The 19,958-nt window shown below is 32.8% G+C and carries 19 protein-coding genes; 16 read left to right on the top strand and 3 right to left on the bottom strand.

From position 1 onward, the window contains the following. Nucleotides 1-90 precede the first annotated feature (90 nt). On the bottom strand, nt 91-2,514 hold the full coding sequence (locus tag C1X07_RS22045) for a trypsin-like peptidase domain-containing protein (RefSeq protein ID WP_164914230.1): 2,424 nt from the start codon (nt 2,512-2,514) through the stop codon (nt 91-93). 468 nt (nt 2,515-2,982) lie between these two features. Next, complete coding sequence (locus C1X07_RS22040; RefSeq protein WP_103072214.1) at nt 2,983-5,394, bottom strand: trypsin-like peptidase domain-containing protein; 2,412 nt, start codon at nt 5,392-5,394, stop codon at nt 2,983-2,985. A gap of 308 nt (nt 5,395-5,702) precedes the next feature. Between C1X07_RS22040 and mnmE the strand changes: the two genes are divergently transcribed. The 16 genes from mnmE (at nt 5,703) to C1X07_RS21965 (ending at nt 19,466) form a co-directional block, all read left to right on the top strand. Beyond that, nucleotides 5,703-7,094, top strand: a complete 1,392-nt coding sequence (mnmE, locus tag C1X07_RS22035; protein ID WP_103072213.1) for a tRNA uridine-5-carboxymethylaminomethyl(34) synthesis GTPase MnmE — start codon at nt 5,703-5,705, stop codon at nt 7,092-7,094. Between the two features lie 182 nt (nt 7,095-7,276). Next, a complete protein-coding gene (locus tag C1X07_RS22030; RefSeq protein WP_103072212.1) occupies nt 7,277-8,404 on the top strand; it encodes a tyrosine-type recombinase/integrase in 1,128 nt (375 codons plus the stop codon). Nucleotides 8,405-8,702: 298 nt separating this feature from the next. After that, the gene (locus C1X07_RS22025; protein WP_103072211.1) at nt 8,703-8,990 is read left to right on the top strand and encodes a helix-turn-helix transcriptional regulator; all 288 of its coding nucleotides are present in this window, start codon (nt 8,703-8,705) and stop codon (nt 8,988-8,990) included. A gap of 89 nt (nt 8,991-9,079) precedes the next feature. Further along, nucleotides 9,080-10,297, top strand: coding sequence for a primase-helicase family protein (locus C1X07_RS22020; protein ID WP_103072254.1), 1,218 nt, complete (start codon nt 9,080-9,082; stop codon nt 10,295-10,297). Nucleotides 10,298-10,493: 196 nt separating this feature from the next. Continuing rightward, entirely contained in the window at nt 10,494-11,423 is a 930-nt protein-coding gene (locus C1X07_RS22015) for a toprim domain-containing protein (protein ID WP_164914229.1), read from the top strand. 96 nt (nt 11,424-11,519) lie between these two features. Next, nucleotides 11,520-11,984, top strand: a complete 465-nt coding sequence (locus C1X07_RS22010; protein WP_103072209.1) for a BfmA/BtgA family mobilization protein — start codon at nt 11,520-11,522, stop codon at nt 11,982-11,984. Continuing rightward, a complete protein-coding gene (locus C1X07_RS22005) occupies nt 11,981-12,871 on the top strand; it encodes a DUF5712 family protein (RefSeq protein ID WP_128755359.1) in 891 nt (296 codons plus the stop codon). Before C1X07_RS22010 ends, C1X07_RS22005 begins: the two co-directional genes overlap by 4 nt. Continuing rightward, nucleotides 12,868-14,685 carry a type IV secretory system conjugative DNA transfer family protein gene (locus tag C1X07_RS22000; RefSeq protein ID WP_103072207.1) on the top strand — a complete coding sequence of 606 codons (1,818 nt, stop codon included), beginning with the start codon at nt 12,868-12,870 and terminating at the stop codon, nt 14,683-14,685. Before C1X07_RS22005 ends, C1X07_RS22000 begins: the two co-directional genes overlap by 4 nt. Before the next feature lie 33 nt (nt 14,686-14,718). Beyond that, entirely contained in the window at nt 14,719-15,408 is a 690-nt protein-coding gene (locus C1X07_RS21995) for a conjugal transfer protein TraO (protein ID WP_103072206.1), read from the top strand. Beyond that, the gene (locus tag C1X07_RS21990; RefSeq protein ID WP_128755358.1) at nt 15,405-16,469 is read left to right on the top strand and encodes a TraQ conjugal transfer family protein; all 1,065 of its coding nucleotides are present in this window, start codon (nt 15,405-15,407) and stop codon (nt 16,467-16,469) included. Before C1X07_RS21995 ends, C1X07_RS21990 begins: the two co-directional genes overlap by 4 nt. A gap of 198 nt (nt 16,470-16,667) precedes the next feature. Then, nucleotides 16,668-17,177: a hypothetical protein gene (locus C1X07_RS21985; RefSeq protein WP_103072204.1), complete on the top strand. Its 510-nt coding sequence runs from the start codon at nt 16,668-16,670 to the stop codon at nt 17,175-17,177. Nucleotides 17,178-17,181: 4 nt separating this feature from the next. Further along, nucleotides 17,182-17,409, top strand: coding sequence for a metallophosphoesterase family protein (locus tag C1X07_RS21980; RefSeq protein WP_128755357.1), 228 nt, complete (start codon nt 17,182-17,184; stop codon nt 17,407-17,409). 134 nt (nt 17,410-17,543) lie between these two features. Then, nucleotides 17,544-17,921 carry a hypothetical protein gene (locus C1X07_RS21975; protein ID WP_103072202.1) on the top strand — a complete coding sequence of 126 codons (378 nt, stop codon included), beginning with the start codon at nt 17,544-17,546 and terminating at the stop codon, nt 17,919-17,921. Beyond that, entirely contained in the window at nt 17,918-18,160 is a 243-nt protein-coding gene (locus tag C1X07_RS21970; protein WP_103072201.1) for a hypothetical protein, read from the top strand. Before C1X07_RS21975 ends, C1X07_RS21970 begins: the two co-directional genes overlap by 4 nt. 120 nt (nt 18,161-18,280) lie before the next feature. Continuing rightward, a complete protein-coding gene (locus C1X07_RS25415; RefSeq protein ID WP_262494926.1) occupies nt 18,281-18,412 on the top strand; it encodes a hypothetical protein in 132 nt (43 codons plus the stop codon). 274 nt (nt 18,413-18,686) lie between these two features. Then, nucleotides 18,687-19,466: a hypothetical protein gene (locus C1X07_RS21965; RefSeq protein WP_103072200.1), complete on the top strand. Its 780-nt coding sequence runs from the start codon at nt 18,687-18,689 to the stop codon at nt 19,464-19,466. Here C1X07_RS21965 and C1X07_RS21960 read toward each other — a convergent pair. Next, nucleotides 19,399-19,947 (bottom strand): hypothetical protein, encoded by a 549-nt coding sequence (locus C1X07_RS21960; protein ID WP_103072199.1) that lies wholly within the window; start codon nt 19,945-19,947, stop codon nt 19,399-19,401. The genes C1X07_RS21965 and C1X07_RS21960 overlap by 68 nt on opposite strands. Nucleotides 19,948-19,958 lie beyond the last annotated feature (11 nt).

The following is a 19,958-nucleotide window of genomic DNA, read 5'->3' as shown; positions in this document are numbered from 1 at the left end:
TTCTGGCTTAAGTATCCCCCAAAAAAAGCATCTCGAAAATAATAACGAGATGCTTTCAACTAAAATATAATGTCTTACCTATATTATTATTTAATTAATGATTAGTTTCTTAGTAACAGATTCTCCTGTACTACTATCGATCTTAATGAGGTATACACCTCTACTCAATGATAAATTTTGAGTTGAAATCATATTTACTCCTGGTACTAGATTGATCCAAGCTTTTTTACTTCCCAAAATCGAATAGACAGTGGCAGTTACATTTCCTTTTGCATACTGACTTAAATGTATCGAAAATACATCCTTGACAGGATTGGGTCTAATACTTAGAGATGCCAAATCTCCTTCACCCTCTTTTCCCATTATTGCCGTTACCGATTCCAACTGCGCTACAAGACTCTTTGCCGTTATCGATGACTGATCACAAGAGCCTTCATGGACTTTTATATTACTAAATACTGAAGTATTACCACTACCAGCATCAAAATCATTTATAAACACAAGTCTATCCATGTTACCTGTATAGAAATTTCCAACAGGAATTGCATATCTTTTGGTGCCCCCGATATAGTCATCAAAATTAGTGATCCCATAATCCTGAATACCATGAACTTTAAAAACCCTTGATTGGCTGAGTCCATTGTTATCTTCAAAAGCAATTCCATGGATTTCACCCTCAGAAGTACTACTAAAATCAAACTCGACAACAGTGTTTTCTGTTACAATATAATTCATAGCAATGTATTTCCAAGTGTTATTTTGTAGTGAAAGTGAAGCTCCTCCGCTTTGAATAGAAAAATCACCAACTACATCCTGATTAGCGAACGATTCAATTGTAAAATCATTGAAATCTACATCATCACATTCAGGGGGAAATCCATTAGCGTTTGTAATATTAACCGCGTCTATAGCGATATCTCCCAGCCAGTTACTTCCTGTCACCACATTAAATCTCAATTGCACACTTGAGTTACCGGCATAGGCAGAAAGATCGACTTCTGCAGTTTTCCAATCAAAACCTTGCATACCTGTTTTTGTAAATACAGTTGTCCAATCTCCTGCGTCATCAGTTCTGGCTTCTACTGCCAATGTTCCGACTGTACGACCAAACATATGATATCGGAAACTTAATTTGGGAGCATCAAGAACCCAAAAGTTTAAACAGGGTGAATTAAGAATTGCTGTTTTAAAAGAAGACCCTGTCCCATTTCCAGAAGCTTCTACATAGATATACGAATCTCCATCAAAAGCACTGTTGGGACCAGTGCCTAATGAAGGAGTAGCACCGGAGTTCGTGATCCAGTCTAAGTCATCATCATCTTGATTATTTACCCAATGATTTCCTAGACCTTCTTCAAAACTTTCATCATAAGGAAAAGAAAAAACATTCCCCGAGCATATCGTTGTAGGTCCACCCTGCCCCATAGCTTCCCAAAAGGCAGGTATTGTTACTCGTTCTCCGAAATTGGATCCAGTCCATGGACATCCCCCATAAGCATGCACACCAATGGCATTACCTGTAGCGGCATCAATGATAGGACTACCAGAGTTTCCCCCAGTAGTATCTGTATTATATCTCACATGAGTATTATCAATTTCTACTAATGGTCCTGTATGCGTTTGCTGGGTTTGGTTATCGATTCCATCATCCACACCATATCCCGTGATTGTAATATTATCCCCTGGGTCTGTTTGCATTACATTAAATGCCTTATTCTGCGCTTCTAGTGGTGTTTTACCCGTTTCAGAGTTTTCGCTTGCTCTAAATACTGCCCAATCAGTAGCAGGACTAGGGTCATTCGGATATGGCGATATAAAACTGCTAACAGGATACTGATCTTCTGGACCAGGGTGTACAATGGTACGATCAGGATTAGACTTAGGCACGTTAAATTCTATTATATCAGCAGAACCACCGGCTACGCAGTGCCCGGCAGTAACCAGCTTCCCATTAGAGATAATCCAACCGGTACACCCAACAGGTACTAATCTTCCAATAGCATCATCATTAGAGTCTACTCTATCATCAGTGGGACCACAAATGGTTCTTACTGCGGGATCAATTTCTCCTACTCCTACCTTATTAATATTTACTCCAATTTCATGTTCTCCTGGAGCAATCATTAATTCTATAATAACTTTATCTCCATTAAAATATGCTGTTGTATTTTTCCAGTCATGTATCGTTGCAGCAGTTAAGGTTTGCTTTGCACCATCCAATACTGATGTTATGGTTAATGTACTATTGTTTCCAAGATTTACATCTTTAAAAAAAAGACGTAACCAAATAGCTCCTTCTTCTGAAATAGTATGTGATATGACTTCTGATTGTTTTCTATTTTGCACCCCCTCAGACTTTATATTGACATCATAGTCTTTATAATGCCTAGGCAGTTCGTCCTGAGCGAATGTTACAAAAGGAATGAGCATAAAAACTGTATAGACTAGTATACAGGTTTTTTGTTTAAAATAGCCCAGGTTAAAATCACTTAAGTTCTTGATTGTGTAATTCATAGGAATTAAGATTAAAATTAGTTTTTGATAAGACATCAAATTTTAGTTAGTAAAAAAATTGTTACACCATTCTGGATCTAACAACATTGTATTCCACTAACCAGTCATCTAATTTTAATCAGATTAAACTAGTTGTTTTTTCTATTCCTTTTTTGTTTTGAAGGGGTAAGTTGGTTAATACTACAAGTATCACTCTATTTCACTATACAAGTTAGAAAAGAAAAACGATTCCTCAAAAAAAAATGATAAACAATACTAAAATTTCCCCGTTTTAATCCGTTTTTTGCACACAACCCCCAATAGCATAGTCTAATAAGGTAGTATTGACACTTAATAGAACCCTGGGTTGAAACTTATAGTAATAATTCAAAATTTGAGATAATATCTTTTCTCAAAAAATGGAAAAAGCATCTCGTTATTTTCGAGATGCTTTTTAGGAATAAACTTAATGTCTTCTTGATATTACAATTAGTTAACAATTAGCTTTTTGGTAGCGGATTCTCCTGTACTACTATCAATTTTTATTAGATAGATCCCTCTACCCAGTGACAAGTTTCGTGCAGAAATAGTGTTGATACCAGGCTGCATTGTTATCTGTGCTTTTTTACGCCCTAGAATTGTATATATAGTTGCCGTTATATTTCCTTTTGCATACTTGTTTACATGCAATGAGAATACATCTTTGGCTGGGTTTGGTCTTATACTCAAAGTAGCAAGGTCTCCTTCATCTTCATCTCCAAATATTGGTGAAATTGCTTCTAACTGTGCTACACTTTCTGTTAATGCTGATTGTCCACAAGATCCTTCATATATTTTTACATTACTATATACAGAAGTATTACCACTACCTGCATCAAAATCATTAATAAACACTAGCCTATCCATATTGCCTGTATAGAAATTCCCTACAGGAATAATGTATTTTTTAGTACCACTAGTATAATTATCATAATTAGTTACTCCATAGTTTTGTGTACCATGTATTTTAAAGCATCTTGTAGAGGTCAATGTATTATCATTTTCAAATGCAATACCATGAATTTCTCCTTGCGAAGTACTACTGAAATCAAACTCTACTACAGTATTTGCTGTTACCGTATAATTCATAGAGATATATTTCCAGGTATTATTTTGCATAGAAATTGCAGCACCTCCATTTTGTATTGAATAGTTACCTGCAACATCTTGAGTAGCAAATCCTGTAATGGTAAAATCGTTAAAGTTTAAGGTAGTACACCCTGGATTTACCGTACCACCAGTTATACTCAACGCATCTATAGTAATATCTCCTTGCCAGCTGTTTCCTGTAACAACATTTAATCTTAGTTGTACACTCGAATTCCCAGCATATGAAGAAAGGTTAATATCAGCCGCATTCCAGCCTGTTCCCTGCGCTCCTGTTTTGGTAAACACACTTGTCCAAGACCCTGTATTATTGGTTCTTGCTTCTACTTTCAATGTTCCTACTGCACTACCTATCATATGGTATTGGAATTTTAATTTAGGAGCACTAATACTCGAAAAGTTTAAACATGGTGAGTTAAGAATTGCTCTTTTAGAAGGAAATCCTGTTCCGTTTCCAGAAGCTTCAACATATATATATGAATTTCCATCAATGGCGCTACTTGGTCCTGTACCATTAGAGGGGGTACCATTAGAATCTACAGTCCAATTTAGGTCATCTCCTGTATCTTGCGACCAGTCTCCAATAGTACCTTCAAAACTTTCACTATAAGGAAAAGAAGCTATGTTACCTGTACAACCTGGATCTGGATTTCCGCCAAGCCCCATGGCATCCCAAAAGGCAGGAATGGTTGCTCTTTCTCCAGAATTAGATCCTCCTGATCCAGAGCATCCACCATATGCATGAACACCCACTGCATTTCCTGTTGCCGAATCTATTATTGGGCTTCCAGAATTTCCTCCTGTGGTATCTGTTCTATAACGTACAAAAGTATTTGTGACAGAAGATAATGGTCCTGTATGGGTTTGCTGTGTTTGATTGTCGATTCCTGTATCTGTACCAAATCCTGTAATTGTAATATTACTACCAGGATTAGTTTGTACTACATTAAATGATTTACCTTGCGCCTGAATTGGGGTTTGTCCTGTTTGTGAATTTGCACCAGCCGTAAACACTCCCCAATCATTAGCCTGACTTGGATTGTTTATATAAGGTGATACAAAATTACTCATCGGATATTGATCTTCTGGTCCAGGATGTACAATGGTACGATCTGGATTTGACTTAGGCACATTAAACTCTATTATCTGAGCTCTGCTAGTAAGGCAATGTCCCGCTGTTACAAGTTTACCGTTGGTAATAATCCAACCTGTACATCCAATGGGCACTATTCGCCCAATTGCATTATCTGTAGAGTCAACTCTATCATCAGTAGATCCACATTGAGATTTTGTTCTTGGGTCTTCTTCTCCTATTCCTACCTCATGAACTTTTAACCCTATTGCTTTTTCACCTGGAGCAACTGTCAATTCTATCGTTACTTCATCTCCATTAAAATAGGCAGTAGTATTTTTCCAATCTTTAATAGTTGACGATGTTAATGTTTGTTTAGCTCCATCCAATTTTGATGTTATTGTTAAAGTACTATAACTTCCAAGATTTACATCTTTAAAAAATAACCGTAACCAAATAGCCCCTTTTTCTGAAATGGTTCTTGTAATAACTTCAGTTCGCCCTTTATTTTGTATACCTTCAGATTGTATACTCATATTATAATCTTTGTAATGCCTAGGTAATTCATCCTGAGCAAAATTTATAAAGGGTAAAAGCATGAATACTGTACATATAAGCATACAGATCCGTCGAGCAGAATATCCGAAATTAAGAGAAATTGAGTTTGTGTTAGTGTAATTCATGTGAATTAAGATTAAATTAGTATTAGTTAGACATTAAATTTAGTTAGCACATAAAATCTTTAGTATGCACTTGACAACAATAAAGTTATATTCCATTAATTAGTCTATCTAATTTTAATCAGACAAAACTTCAATTTTTCTAGTATCCTTTTTACTTTCCTAAAGAAAGAAATCACTCATCAACGCAAGTATCTCTTTTTCTTCGTGTTACAAGATAGAAAAGAAAAACAACTCTTCAAAAAAGTTTAGCAATCAATATTTAAATTACTCTTATTAATGTCTATTTTTGCCTTTTATATATAAAGCATATGATCGCACAAGACACCATAGTAGCTTTAGCAACACCATCTGGAGCTGGGGCTATAGCGGTTATTAGAGTTTCTGGTAAAGATGCCATTACTATTTGTTCCCCATTATTTAGATCAGTGAGCGGGAAAGAGCTAAAAACCCAAAAAACTCACACCATACACCTGGGGCATATTATTGACAACAACAGAATACTAGATGAAGTATTAGTTTCGCTATTTAAAGGAACAAATTCATATACTGGAGAACCGACAGTAGAAATTTCTTGTCACGGCTCTGTGTATATCCAACAAGAAATTATTCAATTATTACTAAGAAGTGGGTGTCGAATTGCTAATGCAGGAGAGTTTACATTGCGTTCCTTTATTAACGGAAAATTAGATCTATCACAAGCCGAAGCGGTTGCGGATCTTATAGCATCAGATTCTGAGGCGTCGCACCAGATTGCAATGCAGCAAATGCGTGGTGGTTTTTCTAGTGAAATTAAAAACCTTAGAGATGAGTTATTAAATTTTGCTTCCTTAATAGAATTAGAATTAGATTTTGCTGAAGAGGATGTAGAATTTGCTGATCGCACTCAGTTTAAAGATCTCATCTCCAGAATTACCAAAGTATTGAAACGCCTCATTGATTCTTTTGCGGTTGGAAATGTGATTAAGAACGGAATTCCTGTAGCTATTGTTGGAGAACCCAATGTGGGTAAATCAACTCTTCTGAATGCGCTACTTAATGAAGAAAGAGCAATAGTATCAGAAATTGCAGGAACTACTCGAGATACTATAGAGGATGAGATTACTATTGGAGGAATTGGTTTCAGGTTTATAGACACAGCAGGAATTCGAGATACTAAAGATGTAGTCGAAAACATTGGAATCAAAAAAACTTTTGAAAAAATTGAGCAAGCCCAAGTAGTAATCTACCTTATTGATAGTTCACAATTAACGCAAGAAGGTGTAACAGAGCTAAAAATTGAAATTGGAAAGATCAAAAATAAGTATCCACAAAAACCATTACTCGTTGTTGCCAACAAAATAGACAAGCTTAATAACGACCAGATTGAAGATTTAAAATCTGAGATTGACAATATACATCTGCTGTCGGCCAAACAAAATATAGGTGTTGAAGCATTGCAAAATAAGCTTCTGGAATTTGTTAATACCGGAGCTCTTCGTAATAATGAAACTATAGTTACAAATACACGACATTATGATGCGCTTTTAAAGGCTTTGGAAGAAATACAAAAAGTACAATATGGATTGGATTCGGGGCTTTCTGGAGATCTTATGGCTATAGATATTCGTCAGGCATTATACCATTTTGGAGAGATTACCGGTGAAATTACTAGTGATGACTTGCTTGGTAATATTTTTGCTAATTTCTGTATTGGGAAGTAATTATAGAAACTAAAGGAAACCAAAATTACACTAAAAGCGTATATAACAATATTTTAAATCAATTATCATTATTTATATTTTCCTTTGCTCAACTTATTTTTGTACTTTTATTTCATCTTATTTTCACCTTGAGATAAATATATAGTTAAAAGGTGAAAATACTTTCACCTTTTAACTATATAATGAAAGTAAGCCTAAAAAAGAAGAAAATCAAGAATGATCGATTTAGCCTCTATATTGAATACTATAAAGGACACTATGTAGATAATAATGGAGTGAATAAGTACAATCGAGATTTTGAGTACCTAAAGTTATATCCTCTACAGAATCCAAAAACTGCTCAAGAAAAGAAAGAAACTAAAGAAATCTTCTCGCTTGCAGAGCAGATCTTAGCATTGCGACAAGCAGATATTATTAAAGGGAAATTCAATATTAAAAACTCCAATAAATCTAAAACTTCATTTCTAGAGTATTACAGCAAACTTAAAGAAGATCGATATGAAAGTAAGGGTAATTACGACAATTGGGATGCCGCATATAAACATTTAGAACGCTATTGTTCACCTACCATTACATTAGCAGATATTGATGAAGATTTTGTAAAAGGTTTTAAAAAACACCTTGATAAAGAAGCTAAAACAAAAGGTGGCACTCCCCTATCTCAAAACTCAAAATACACATACTTCAATAAATTACGTGCAGCTCTAAGAGAAGCTTTTAACGAAGGATATATAGACACCAATGTAGTCAAATCTGTAAAAGGATTTGAACAAGGAGAATCGACAAGAGAGTATCTCACCTATTCTGAATTACAAGCAATGGCGACAGCAAATTGTAAATACCCTGTTATGAAAAATGCTTTTCTTTTCAGTTGCCTAACGGGTTTACGTTGGTCCGACATTAACAAAATGATCTGGTCAGAAGTTAGAGATGAAGATAACGGTTCTAGAGTAATTTTTAGACAGAAAAAAACGGATGGATTGGAATACTTATATATATCCGAGCAAGCTCGGGATCTCCTTGGTAAAAGAGAAAATGAAAGTGATCGTGTTTTTACTGGTTTGAAATACGGTGCGCATTTCAATGCTGAAATACTACGTTGGTGTATGCGTGCCGGAATTACCAAACATATTACTTTTCATAGTGCCAGGCATACCAACGCTGTATTGTTATTAGAAAATGGTGCTGATATCTATACAGTATCAAAACGACTAGGGCATAAAGAATTAAGAACTACGGAGATATATGCTAAAATTATTGATGCTAAGATGAAAGAAGCTGCTAATATTATCCCAAATTTGGAACTCTAACAATAATTCTCACTAACAACTTGAGTTAAAATTTTGTTAAACTGAAAACCCATTTTGACGGAATTTTTTCCTGAAAAAATCAATTACGATAAATAAAAAAACGAAAATTCCGTCAAACTCCTCTCAAAAAAAACAGCCCCAGAAAAATGTCTTTTTTTTTTCCGGAATTCACTATTTACAGCAATTCCATCTAATTTAGATTTCTTTTCTTTTTATTGTTTATTTGTCTCATAGTACTACAAAAAGTAGAATAAAAACAAAGCGCTTTGTTCATTATTAATCTATAATACCATAAATAATGGACAATATAAAATTAGATGAAAGGCTTAATAGAATAGAAAAACTATTATTAAGTTCTAAAACAGTATTCTCCTTTGATGAAGCTTGCGATTACACAGGTATATCAAGGAGTTACATGTACAAACTTACAGCTTCAGGTGAAATTCCTCATTCCAAACCTAACGGAAAGATTATTTTCTTTTCCAAAGGTAAATTAGATAATTGGTTACTACAAAACAAAAGGAAATCCACTGCTGAAATAGAAAAAGAAGCTCTGAATTACACCCTTAAAAACAAAAAAGTGTAAAGCTCTGAACCTTTACACTTTTTCAATAATTCTTTCAACGAGATTATCGTATGGCGCAAATATACGGTTTTCTGCAATATATCATAAGTATGGCACACAAAACACAATATCTTAGAATAGGCACTTCATATCAAAAACGCATTCGAAAACCTTTGATATCGGGAGACACTTTGGAAATATTAACGATATGGAGTAAAGATTGCATCAAAGAAGATCATGGGAGAGATTACTTAAGTAAAATAGATAAATACGACGGTTTTTGTTGTGTTCCTTCTCATCTTGATTTTAAAGAAGTAATCTCCAACTTCTATAACACTTATAATAAACTACCACATAAACTTAAGCAAGGAAGCTATACATATTCTCTAAAATTCATGGAACATATTTTTGGAGAACAACTAGAACTAGGGCTCGATTACTTAAAAATTTTATATGAGAAACCTACTCAAATATTACCTGTTCTATGCCTGGTATCCAAAGAAAGAAATACAGGCAAAACAACTACTCTCAATTGGCTAAAAAACATCTTTGGAGGAAATATGACCTATAATACTAATGATGATTTTAGATCTCAATTTAATTCGGATTGGTCAAATAAATTAATCATTGCTGTAGATGAAGTACTACTTGACAAAAAAGAAGATACTGAACGCATTAAAAATCTTTCTACCGCTAGAACCTATAAAGTAGAAGCAAAAGGGAAAGATAAAAACGAAATTGAGTTTTTTGGCAAATTTATTCTTTGTTCCAATAACGAAAAGAACTTCATCAAAATTGAACCAGGAGAAATCCGTTTCTGGGTTCGAAAAATAGAGGCTTTCATAACAGAAGATGAAGACTTGTTAGATAAGCTAATCAAAGAAATTCCTGCTTTTTTACATTACCTATCTCATCGAGTATACCATACTGAAAATACAACGCGCATGTGGTTCACACCACAACAAATTAAAACAGAAGCCTTGAAGAAACTTATCAATTTCAATAAAAACATTATTGAAATTGAACTAGTGAATTCAATTATCGAAATAATGGACAACTATGAGTTAGACGAATTTCAATTCTGTATTAAAGACCTACAAAATCTAATGAGTAGAACACCATATAAAGAAACCAAAACCAGACTTAAAACTATTGTTAGAGAAGAATGGAATTTGATTCCTGCGGAGAACTCATTGAAGTACAAAAAATTCACTGTTTTGTCTGATGGAACCATAGTAGAAGGAAATGATAAAGGAAGGTTTTATACGCTAAAGAAATCCTATTTGATAGAAAATTATGATGACCTGATGACAAAAACACATAATTAACTCATTTACAAACAGATAAACCATCATCAAATTGTCATCAAACTATCATCAAAAAATAAAATGATGACAAGAATAAAGAAAATTGAAAAATGATGCCGAATTGATGACAGTATTGATGCGACCAAAAATATTGTATAACAATTGATTAATGCAGTTCGGCATCAAATCATCAAAAAAACGGATAAAATCAAAGCCAATGAAAAGAGAGAAACTAACGTGTGAAAAAGCCCGTAATATTTCCATCGTGCCAACACTCGGAAAATTAGGACATTTTCCTATAAGAGAAAATGAAAAAGAAGCTTGGCTGCTTTCTCCTTTCAGGGAAGAAACCCAAGCATCTTTTAAGGTTTCAAAACGACTAAATCGATGGTATGATCACGGAGAAGGTTTTGGAGGTAATGTAATTGACCTAATCATAAAACTAAAAGGATGCAATACAAAAGAAGCTTTATCATTTTTGAATGACGAAAGTTCTTTCTCTTTTCAGAAGCAACCAAGTTTACAGGAATCTATCCCAACATCTCCAGAATACGAAATCTTAAAGGTTAAAAAACTTAAAAACCAAGCTTTACTGGGTTACCTAAATCACCGCTGTATTGATGTAGAAATCGCACAACAATATTGCAAGGAAATATACTATAGAAGCAAGAGTAAAAGATACTTTGCTATTTCATTTCAAAATGATTCAAATGGTTACGAACTGCGTAACAAATATTTTAAAGGTTGTATAGGTAGTAAAGAAATTACAAGCATTAAAAACAACCATTCTAAATTGGTAGTATTTGAAGGTTTTTTGGATTTCCTGTCTTATAAAACATTATTCAAATCAGAATCTCTAAATGAGGATTACATCATTTCCAACTCTGTTGGAATGATCAAAAACATCTCTCCCTTTATTACGGATTACCGCAATATTTATGCATACCTAGACAATGACGAACCAGGGCAAAAAGCTATCGCTTTTTTGAAGCAAAATCACAAGGCAATTTTGGACTGTAGTTTCTTTTATCACAAGCACAATGATCTCAACGATTATTTGGTAATGCGAAGGTCTCAAAAAGAGAGCAAGTCGGACAGGGGCTTACACCCCCTATCCGACTTGCCCTGCGGGGCTAAACGCAGGTAAAACCTGCTTTAACAGGGTATCAAAAATTATAACGAGTTATATCAAAACTATAATCAAACACCTAAGTACTTGATTTACAAATACAATAATTATAAAATGACTAAAAAGAGTATCATAATAAATCAAAAATACCATAAGGATCTAAAGCAACTTTCTCAGGCTTTAAACCTACCATTAGGCACTCTTGTAGAGCATATGATATTGTATTTCAAGAAGACAGGAATTGACCCAAAAGATGCTTCAAACAAGAACCCTTCTGTGATGGTAAAAGCCTTAGACAAAAGGATAGTTTCTTTTCTAAAAGTACAAGAAAGAGATATTCTAAAACCAATGCGAAATGAAGTGTATTCGTATTCAAAAGAACAGCAGGAGAAAATAGAAAGTCTAACTCAATCGCTCAAGGAATTATTAGACAAAATGAATAGTGCAGATAAAGACAGAACACAACTTGTGCAACAGGAATTGATTAAACAACAAAACTCTATTCTGGCTATTGCTCAAAATTTAGATCCCAAAAACAGATCAGGATTAACAAACCAAATCAAAGACATTTTTAAATGATGCCGATAAGTAAACCACATAGTAGTGCAGGAGGAAATAATACTGGAAGCAGCGCAAACCTTGTAGAGTATCTGGATAAAGAAAATCAAGAATTAGACAAGCTCGCTTTGAATGAAAAGGACATGGAAAAAGGGCAAGAACACCTCGACAGAAAACAAGGTTTCTTTTCTCATGAGAATGATCATCATTCTAAAATTGATGTGCAAGATACTATTGATCAAAACAAAAGAAAATTAGGGCAAAATGACGCAAAATTCTATGCTCCAACAATCAATTTTAGTAAAAAGGAATTAAATCATTTAACTCAGAAAGCAACTAATGGTCGAAAAATACAAAATGTATCAGAAATGAGTAAAAGCGAATTTGATAGATACAATCAAAGCCTTAGGGAATATGGTCGATCCGCAATGAATAATTATGCTGAGAATTTTAACCGTCAAGAGAAAGGCTTAAGACATGGTGGTGATTTGGTCTACTTCGGTAAAATAGAACACCAAAGAAAATATAAAGGTACAGATCCCGAGGTTTTAAACGGTAGTGCAAAATCAGGAGAAAATAAACTAGGGCTACAATCTCATATACACATAATCGTCAGCAGAAAGGATAAATCACAAAGATTAAAGCTTAGTCCAGTAGCTAATGAAAAAAACACAAAACGCACTATTGGTAAAAATAACTATACGGTTGGTTTTGATCGCAAAGAATGGATCACTAAAAACGAAAGAGCCTTTGATCAAAAATTTCAATACCAAAGAAAGGAAGTAGAGAAATTTGAAGTTCAAAACACTCTCAAAAACGGGTCTCCCGAAGAGAAGTATAAGATTCAAAACAGAATTGAAAAAGAGAAAGCACAAGAAATGTCTAACAATAAATCCCTAGAATTATGATTTCAATCGTATTAAAACTAGCCAAGTATGTAATTTATCTATCCATCATCATGGCACCCATTGCTTGGATAGGTTTAGGAATTACTCATATCGTAATGTATGAAGAATCACAGTGGTCAATTCTTCATCAGGTATCATTTATGATACACCCAGTATTAGTATTTATTCCAATTATAAAGCTTGCCAAGAGATTCTTTAAATCTTTACTCATTACTAGTATTCTTCTAATTATTGAAGGTCAAGCTTGGACAATGCTTCTAGGTTTAGAAAAAAGCGAAAATGCAGAGTTAGGACACCAAATATATTTAGCTGTAAATGCATTTTTGATTCTTGTATCCGTATTACTATTTGCTTTTAAAAGAAAGTCAATACGTGAAAAGAAGTCTGAAAAATCTATTGCAAATCCTTCAAGAATACTATTTAATGCAAAGCCAAATAAAGTCTTTTTAGATAATCCTGCAAGAGGAATCTACATTCAAGGTGGTGCAGGATCTGGTAAATCTGAAAGTATTTTCAAACCCATCATCAGAAAATTTGTAGAACAATCATATTCAGGAATACTATATGATTTCAAAAGTGGAGAACTTACAAAATATTTATACCACTACATTAACCATTTCCAGAGTTCTACAGAAGCTTACTTCATTGATTTCAAAAATCCATTAAACAGTAATCGGGTAAATCCTTTACACCCTGCATACTTAATGAAATCTGCTTATGCTTTTGAATATGCCGAAGTAATCATAAATAATCTATTACCTGAAACCATCAAAGAACGTAAGTTTTGGGATCGAGATGCACAGTCTATTCTAACGGGTATCATTTGGTATATCAAAAAACATCATCAAGAATACTGCAGCCTACCACATATTATCGCATTAATTCTAGAAACAGATACTAAAACACTACTAGACAAGGTAAGCTCTGATCCAGAAACTGCAGGAATGGTAGTAAGTCTAAGACAGGCTATGCAAAGAGGTGCTGAAAAGCAAGTTGCGGGAGTTATATCAACTTTGCAAACGGCTCTATCGAGATTAAACACGCCAGATATTTTTTGGTTACTTACAGGAGATGACTTGACACTAGATTTAAACGATCCTAATGAGCCCAAGTTTTTATGTATTGGTAATGATAGTACGTTACCTAGTACATATGCTCCAGCTATTTCATTAATCATATCTGTTTGCACGAGGCTAATGAATCAACCTAATAAGCATCCAAGTGCTTTAATTCTTGATGAAGCCCCAACACTATACCTACCAAACATAGAACAGATACCTGCCACAGGGCGAAGCAACAAAATATCAACTGTATTCGGAGTACAAGATTTTAGCCAAACTGTAGAAAAATATGGTCAGGATAAAGCGCAAGTGTTACTATCAAACTTAGGAAATCAATTCTACGGAAGAACTTCTAATGCTAAAACTGCAGAAATGATTAAAAGTCTTTTTAGTAAAGAAGATAAAGTGTACTGGGCTAAAAACAAGAATACAGGATCTTCTGGTACTATGTTACACTTCAATACAAATGATGGACAAGGAAAAAGTCAAAGTATCCAAGAAAGAGATCGGGTGAAAATTAGCGAAATACTTAAAGCGGAACCAGGACAATTCTATGGACTTATAGCAGAAGGTAAACCACGTGAATTTATCAAGTATCAATTTAGCTATGATAAAACAGAAATTCATGAAGATGTTATCAAAACAAGATCTGCAGATCAATACTTACTTGACTTCAATTATTCCAAAATTATTCAAGAAGTAAAAAGTATTCTATCTGATGAAAAAGTACAATCTGGATTAATAGATCTCTGAAAACAAATACACAAATCAATAAAAACCACATATATGAAAAACACAATCTTATGGGGATTACTCATATTGAGTAGCCTTAATCTATTTGCACAAAAGGCGGAAGATCAAACATTGGTACTCCTTGAAACTTTGAAAGAAGAAAACGAAAAACTGCTTGCAGGTCTTAACGATTTGAAAGAAAGTATTCTCGAAGTAGGGCTAAAAAAGCAGGTATTTTCTATTCTGGGAGGATATTCAGAAAACGGATTTTCAGTTTTAGGCAGTTACAGTTATTACAATAGTAATGTCGAAAAAAGAAAAAACAATTTTTTAGAACTAAGCTTTTTAGCATCATTTCTAAAAGAAAAAGAAAAAGAAAAAGAATCAGATTATAATATTCCTGTGGATCAATACACTCTAAATGCAGGATATTTTGTAAAGCTACCAACACTAAGTGCTTCGAATAAGCAATTCGTAATTGCACTAGGTGCAGGAGGCACAATAGGTTATGAAGATATTAATAAAGGTGAGCTTCAATTTTCAAATGGAGCTATGATAACAGATGAAAGCAAAGTTATTTATGGCGGATTTGGAGGTGTCGATACGGATATTCATATCTCAGAAAGATTATCTCTAGCCACAAAAATCAACATATACTATCATGCTAATAGTGATATAGGTAAAACAAAATTCTTTGCGGGTCTAGGTCTAAAATATTCAATTCTTAAAAATAAAGCACAATGAAAAAATCAATCTTAATTTTGTTCACATTATCGTTTATAATAGGCTGTGAACCAATGGAAGTAAATGTTAAAGATTCATTTGATTTCCAAATCAAAAGTCAATATATCTCCACAAACAAAATCGACACCGAAATACTCACTTTTATTGACATATTTCCTAATCACATCGTAGAGGGCACTACCTATACTTTTGAATATGAAATACAGGAAGGTGATGGATTCTATAAGTTAGAGAACTTAGTTCTCTCCCCAGGGCAAAAGTATGAGTTTTCTGATTTAGAAATTGTACCAAAGTATGTAGCTAAAATAGCAGGACAACATCAAATTCAAACCTTTATAGAAAATGATAAAGGATTACGAAAAGAACATAAACTAGCCTATCAGATTATAAAAGAAGACTTTGATTTTACGATTACTTTTGAGAAAAACGAAAATTATGTAAATGAGTTTGCCAATTTTATTATCCGTCTGGATCCAAAGGAGAATGATGAAGAAGCAACCTACAAAGCATATTTCAAAAATACTGATGGCGAGTTGATACTATTAGACGATGAAGAAAGTTTTAGACAAAATGAGTTTTTTGACATAGAAGGAGAAATTACCCAAGGAAGATTTAGATCTTTAGAGGTTAATAACAAAGAAATAGAATTTATTATAGAATCCTCTAATGGGATCATAAGGTCTCAAAAGATCGTATACTCATCTCTACAAACAGACTTTGAAGTAACTATTACTCCTACACCACTTGCAGATAACTATCGAAATGGCATTAAATTCAAAATTCTAATCTTACCTCCAAAGAATATTGAACAGGAAATTACCTATTCAATGTATTTCACCTCAATGAATCTGGGGAATTTATTTCTTACCATTAACAATTTTGGTGAAGAAATCATAACAACCCCTGGTTTCAAAGTAGATTTAGGAACCAATCCTTATATGAATGGAGATTTAAAGGAGTTAGGTATTGGAAACGCAAGAAAAGGAACAGTAACTTTCTTCTTTAATGATTCTAATGGAGCTAATTACGAGACTACAGCTAATGTTGAATTTTATGACTAATAACTAGAGTTGTTTTTTTCAAACCAGCTTATCTTGCTCAGCTTCACAAAATTCCTGTTAAGACCTATACAGGCACTTACCATAAATCTTTGTTCGATTCACTGCGCTAAGTTGGTTTGAAAAATTAAAACACCTTTTCGGAATAAAAGTACACCCCATAGAATAAAAAATCATTTTTAAAATTCAAAATACAACAATATGAAAACTACTATAACAATATTATTAATGCTATGTATAAGCTTTATAACATTAGGTCAGGAATTGAAGCATCAAGAGATCAAATCAAAGTTATATATAGCTGTAGAAGCTAATTTCCCAGTTCGTTTTAATGCATCAAAATCATTTCGGGAAATCTTTTATCAAAAATGTGATCGATTTCCTAAACATTGTCAAAAGATAAAACTTGATAAAATCATAGACTTTAGGATTATTGAGGTAATAGCTAGTGATTTCGCAGAAGAAGTAGATGAAATTAATTTTGTACCTCCAAATTATTACCGAATTACTGCTTCACTTGATTTTACTTATAGTTCTGAGAATATAAATCACTATGGCACTGCTATTTTAGAATGTACAATCAAAAAAATTATCGATGGATATGAGATCGATTATATTAAACTCAAGGGTCGTAAAAGCATGCATGAATATTATGAACCTGTTCAAGATCCAGAATATTATATTTTAAATCACTTAACCATTAATGATTGATAGTATGAGTAAAATATTCTTTACTGCGGATCATCATTTTGGTCATAAAGGTGCTATTAAGCATTCCAAAAGACCTTTTCAATCCGTTGAAGAAATGAATGAAACTATGATCCAAAAATGGAATAAAAAAGTAAAACAAAATGACCTTATATATCATCTTGGTGACATCGCATTGATGTCACCAAGAAAATTGGAAAATGCTTTAGATAGATTGAATGGTAAATTCATTTGATAAAAGGGAATCATGATAAATTAAATCAAAATTGCTTAGATCGACTTGAATAGGTTAAGGACTATCACAAACTAAAATTACCGAATCTGAGTTCTGCGAATAATCAACTTATAGTTACTATATATTATTCACTAATGACTTGGAAAGGTAAATATAGTGGAGTTTTTCTTTTTTACGGACATTCACACGGAAAACTTAATAGCCATAGCAGAAAATTGGTTTTAGATGTTGGTGTAGATTTCCACGATTTACCCTTTATCATACAGAGAAATACAAGAAAAACTAAATATAAAAGCTTTGATATGAAAGATGATGAAAAATTTATTGAATACTTTGAAAGAGCTAAAACAAAATATAAACTTGTCGTACATAAATACCCAATAGAAATGCATAACATAACCTATATTATCGAAAACATCAATGATTTTAAATCATCTGAGATACAAGGAGCATTTAAAAAATTACACTTAATTTTAGATGATATTGATAATGATATAAATAGCAAACTATGAACTCATATGGTGAAACAATCGATGCCCTACTTGATACTTTGGAACAAAAATATGATATAACAGAAGGGCTTCTAAAATACAGAGGACTATTAGACTATGTAACAAACCCAGAAAACACTGAAACCATTAAAAAATTTATTGTTTGGGCGGGAAGAAAACGTGAAGATTTTAATGATAAAGAACACGCCATTAATTATATGCTAAAAGTTTTGGAAGGAAAAATGAAATATAGTAATTGAATTATAAATTACCGACTATTAAGTTTAAAACATAGGGCAAATAATCGGTATGTTCACCTTTCATTTTATAGTATTAGTTTTGGTAGATTTGGGGCTACGCTTGCTAAAAAAAATAACAAGATGTATTTGAAAGAAAAACTTAGAAATCAAGCAAAAGAAGAATTGATTGACGGAATATCATCTTTGATCACAAAAACCGAAAATCAGACCAAAACAATTGAAACAAAAAGACGATCCTATAAACAACTATAAATTAAAAATAAAACCCTACGAATTAAAATTAGTCAAGACTTTATCCGACAACAAAAAAAAGAATATAAAACTCAATCAATATGAAGCTCTTTTACGTGATTACAGATTAGAAATAAGCGATTTAAAAGATGAGATTGATAGTTGAAAACAAAGGTATCTTGTTTGTTTTAAAAGAATAAGGATAAAATATAATTACTAAATTCGTTTGTAACTTTAACAAGTATAAAGTCATAGAATTATAGTACTCGGACAAGTCAGCTTAAATTTAAAACTTATGAAAAACTATTGCTTAGAAAATGGATATAATAGGTTAAAACAACTAAAAGAACAAGGGTTTCATGATTGGTATAATGACACTTTAGTTTTTTATGACAGCATGCCTAATTTAGCATATTGGAAAACCCTACCTTCAAAACAATTGGGATATATTAATGTTCCTTTAAATAAAGTGATTGGTACTAGTCATATAAGCTATGCAGATAGTACCTGGTTAGAAAATCTTGGATGTTTAAAAAGGTTTTCTTCTTATTATACTAAAGAATATTGTTCCGATTATTTTAATTCAGATGAGAAAAAAACAGGAATCAGCTATGCCAAATTTGGAGATGATTATATTATAACACAGGGTAATCACAGAACTCATATTGCTAGATTTTTAAGATATAAGTGCATAAAAGGAGATGTTCAAGAATACTTTTTTGATTACGAATTGTATAACACAGTTAATCAATACAAAAAAGAAAAATTGGATTTAGACTTAGGTGATCGTAATCTATTTAGAAGAACAATGTGGAAAACAAAAATAGATAGTGTTAAAATATTTATTCATGGTTATGAAATGTTGAAGCAATTTCTTTCCTTATACCAGTCAACAAAACCTTCTTGGATTCAATCAAAAAAAATGAGATTTATAAATTCTTTAGGTTTTCAATTAGAAAGAGACTTTATTCATATTGAAAAAGAAGAAAATTTCAAAAATGAAATTATTAATTACCTCCCTGCATTAAAATATAATCATGAAAATAAAAATGGAAAAAAAACTCATTTTTTTTGATTGAACCTATAATACTAACGTCAACGACAAAACCATCAGGTAGTGTAAACCATGCATGAAGATTAATACCATTTGAATGGAAATTTTGATTTTTGAGCCTATACTCCAACTTTTCCAAAGATTCATAAAACATTTTTTCTCTCTTAAGATTATCTATGATACTCCCTAGAGTTATTATAGAATCAATACCCAATATCTTTTTTAAAGCCTTATGTGCAGAGAAAGAGGAACTAAAGCATTGACTAATAGCACTAACGTGTTGAGAATCACTCTTAACCAACACTTTATGTATATCTTCACGTGGTTCATCTGAGGAGAGGCAACTAAATTCATTATTGAGGTTAAAGTTCGGAATTTCTAGACCTAGTTTATTATTATTTTTGACCTTCTCAAAATTCAAAAGATAGTCTAAATCACTATACTTGCTTTTTTTTCGATAATACTCATTTCTGCTATCTAAAAACCCCACATAATCTGACATACCACCACAAT

Source organism: Aquimarina sediminis (assembly GCF_002895435.1).
GTDB lineage: Bacteria > Bacteroidota > Bacteroidia > Flavobacteriales > Flavobacteriaceae > Aquimarina > Aquimarina sediminis.
The sequence above is the reverse complement of the archived record's forward strand: the minus strand, read 5'-3'. Positions and strand labels throughout refer to the sequence as shown.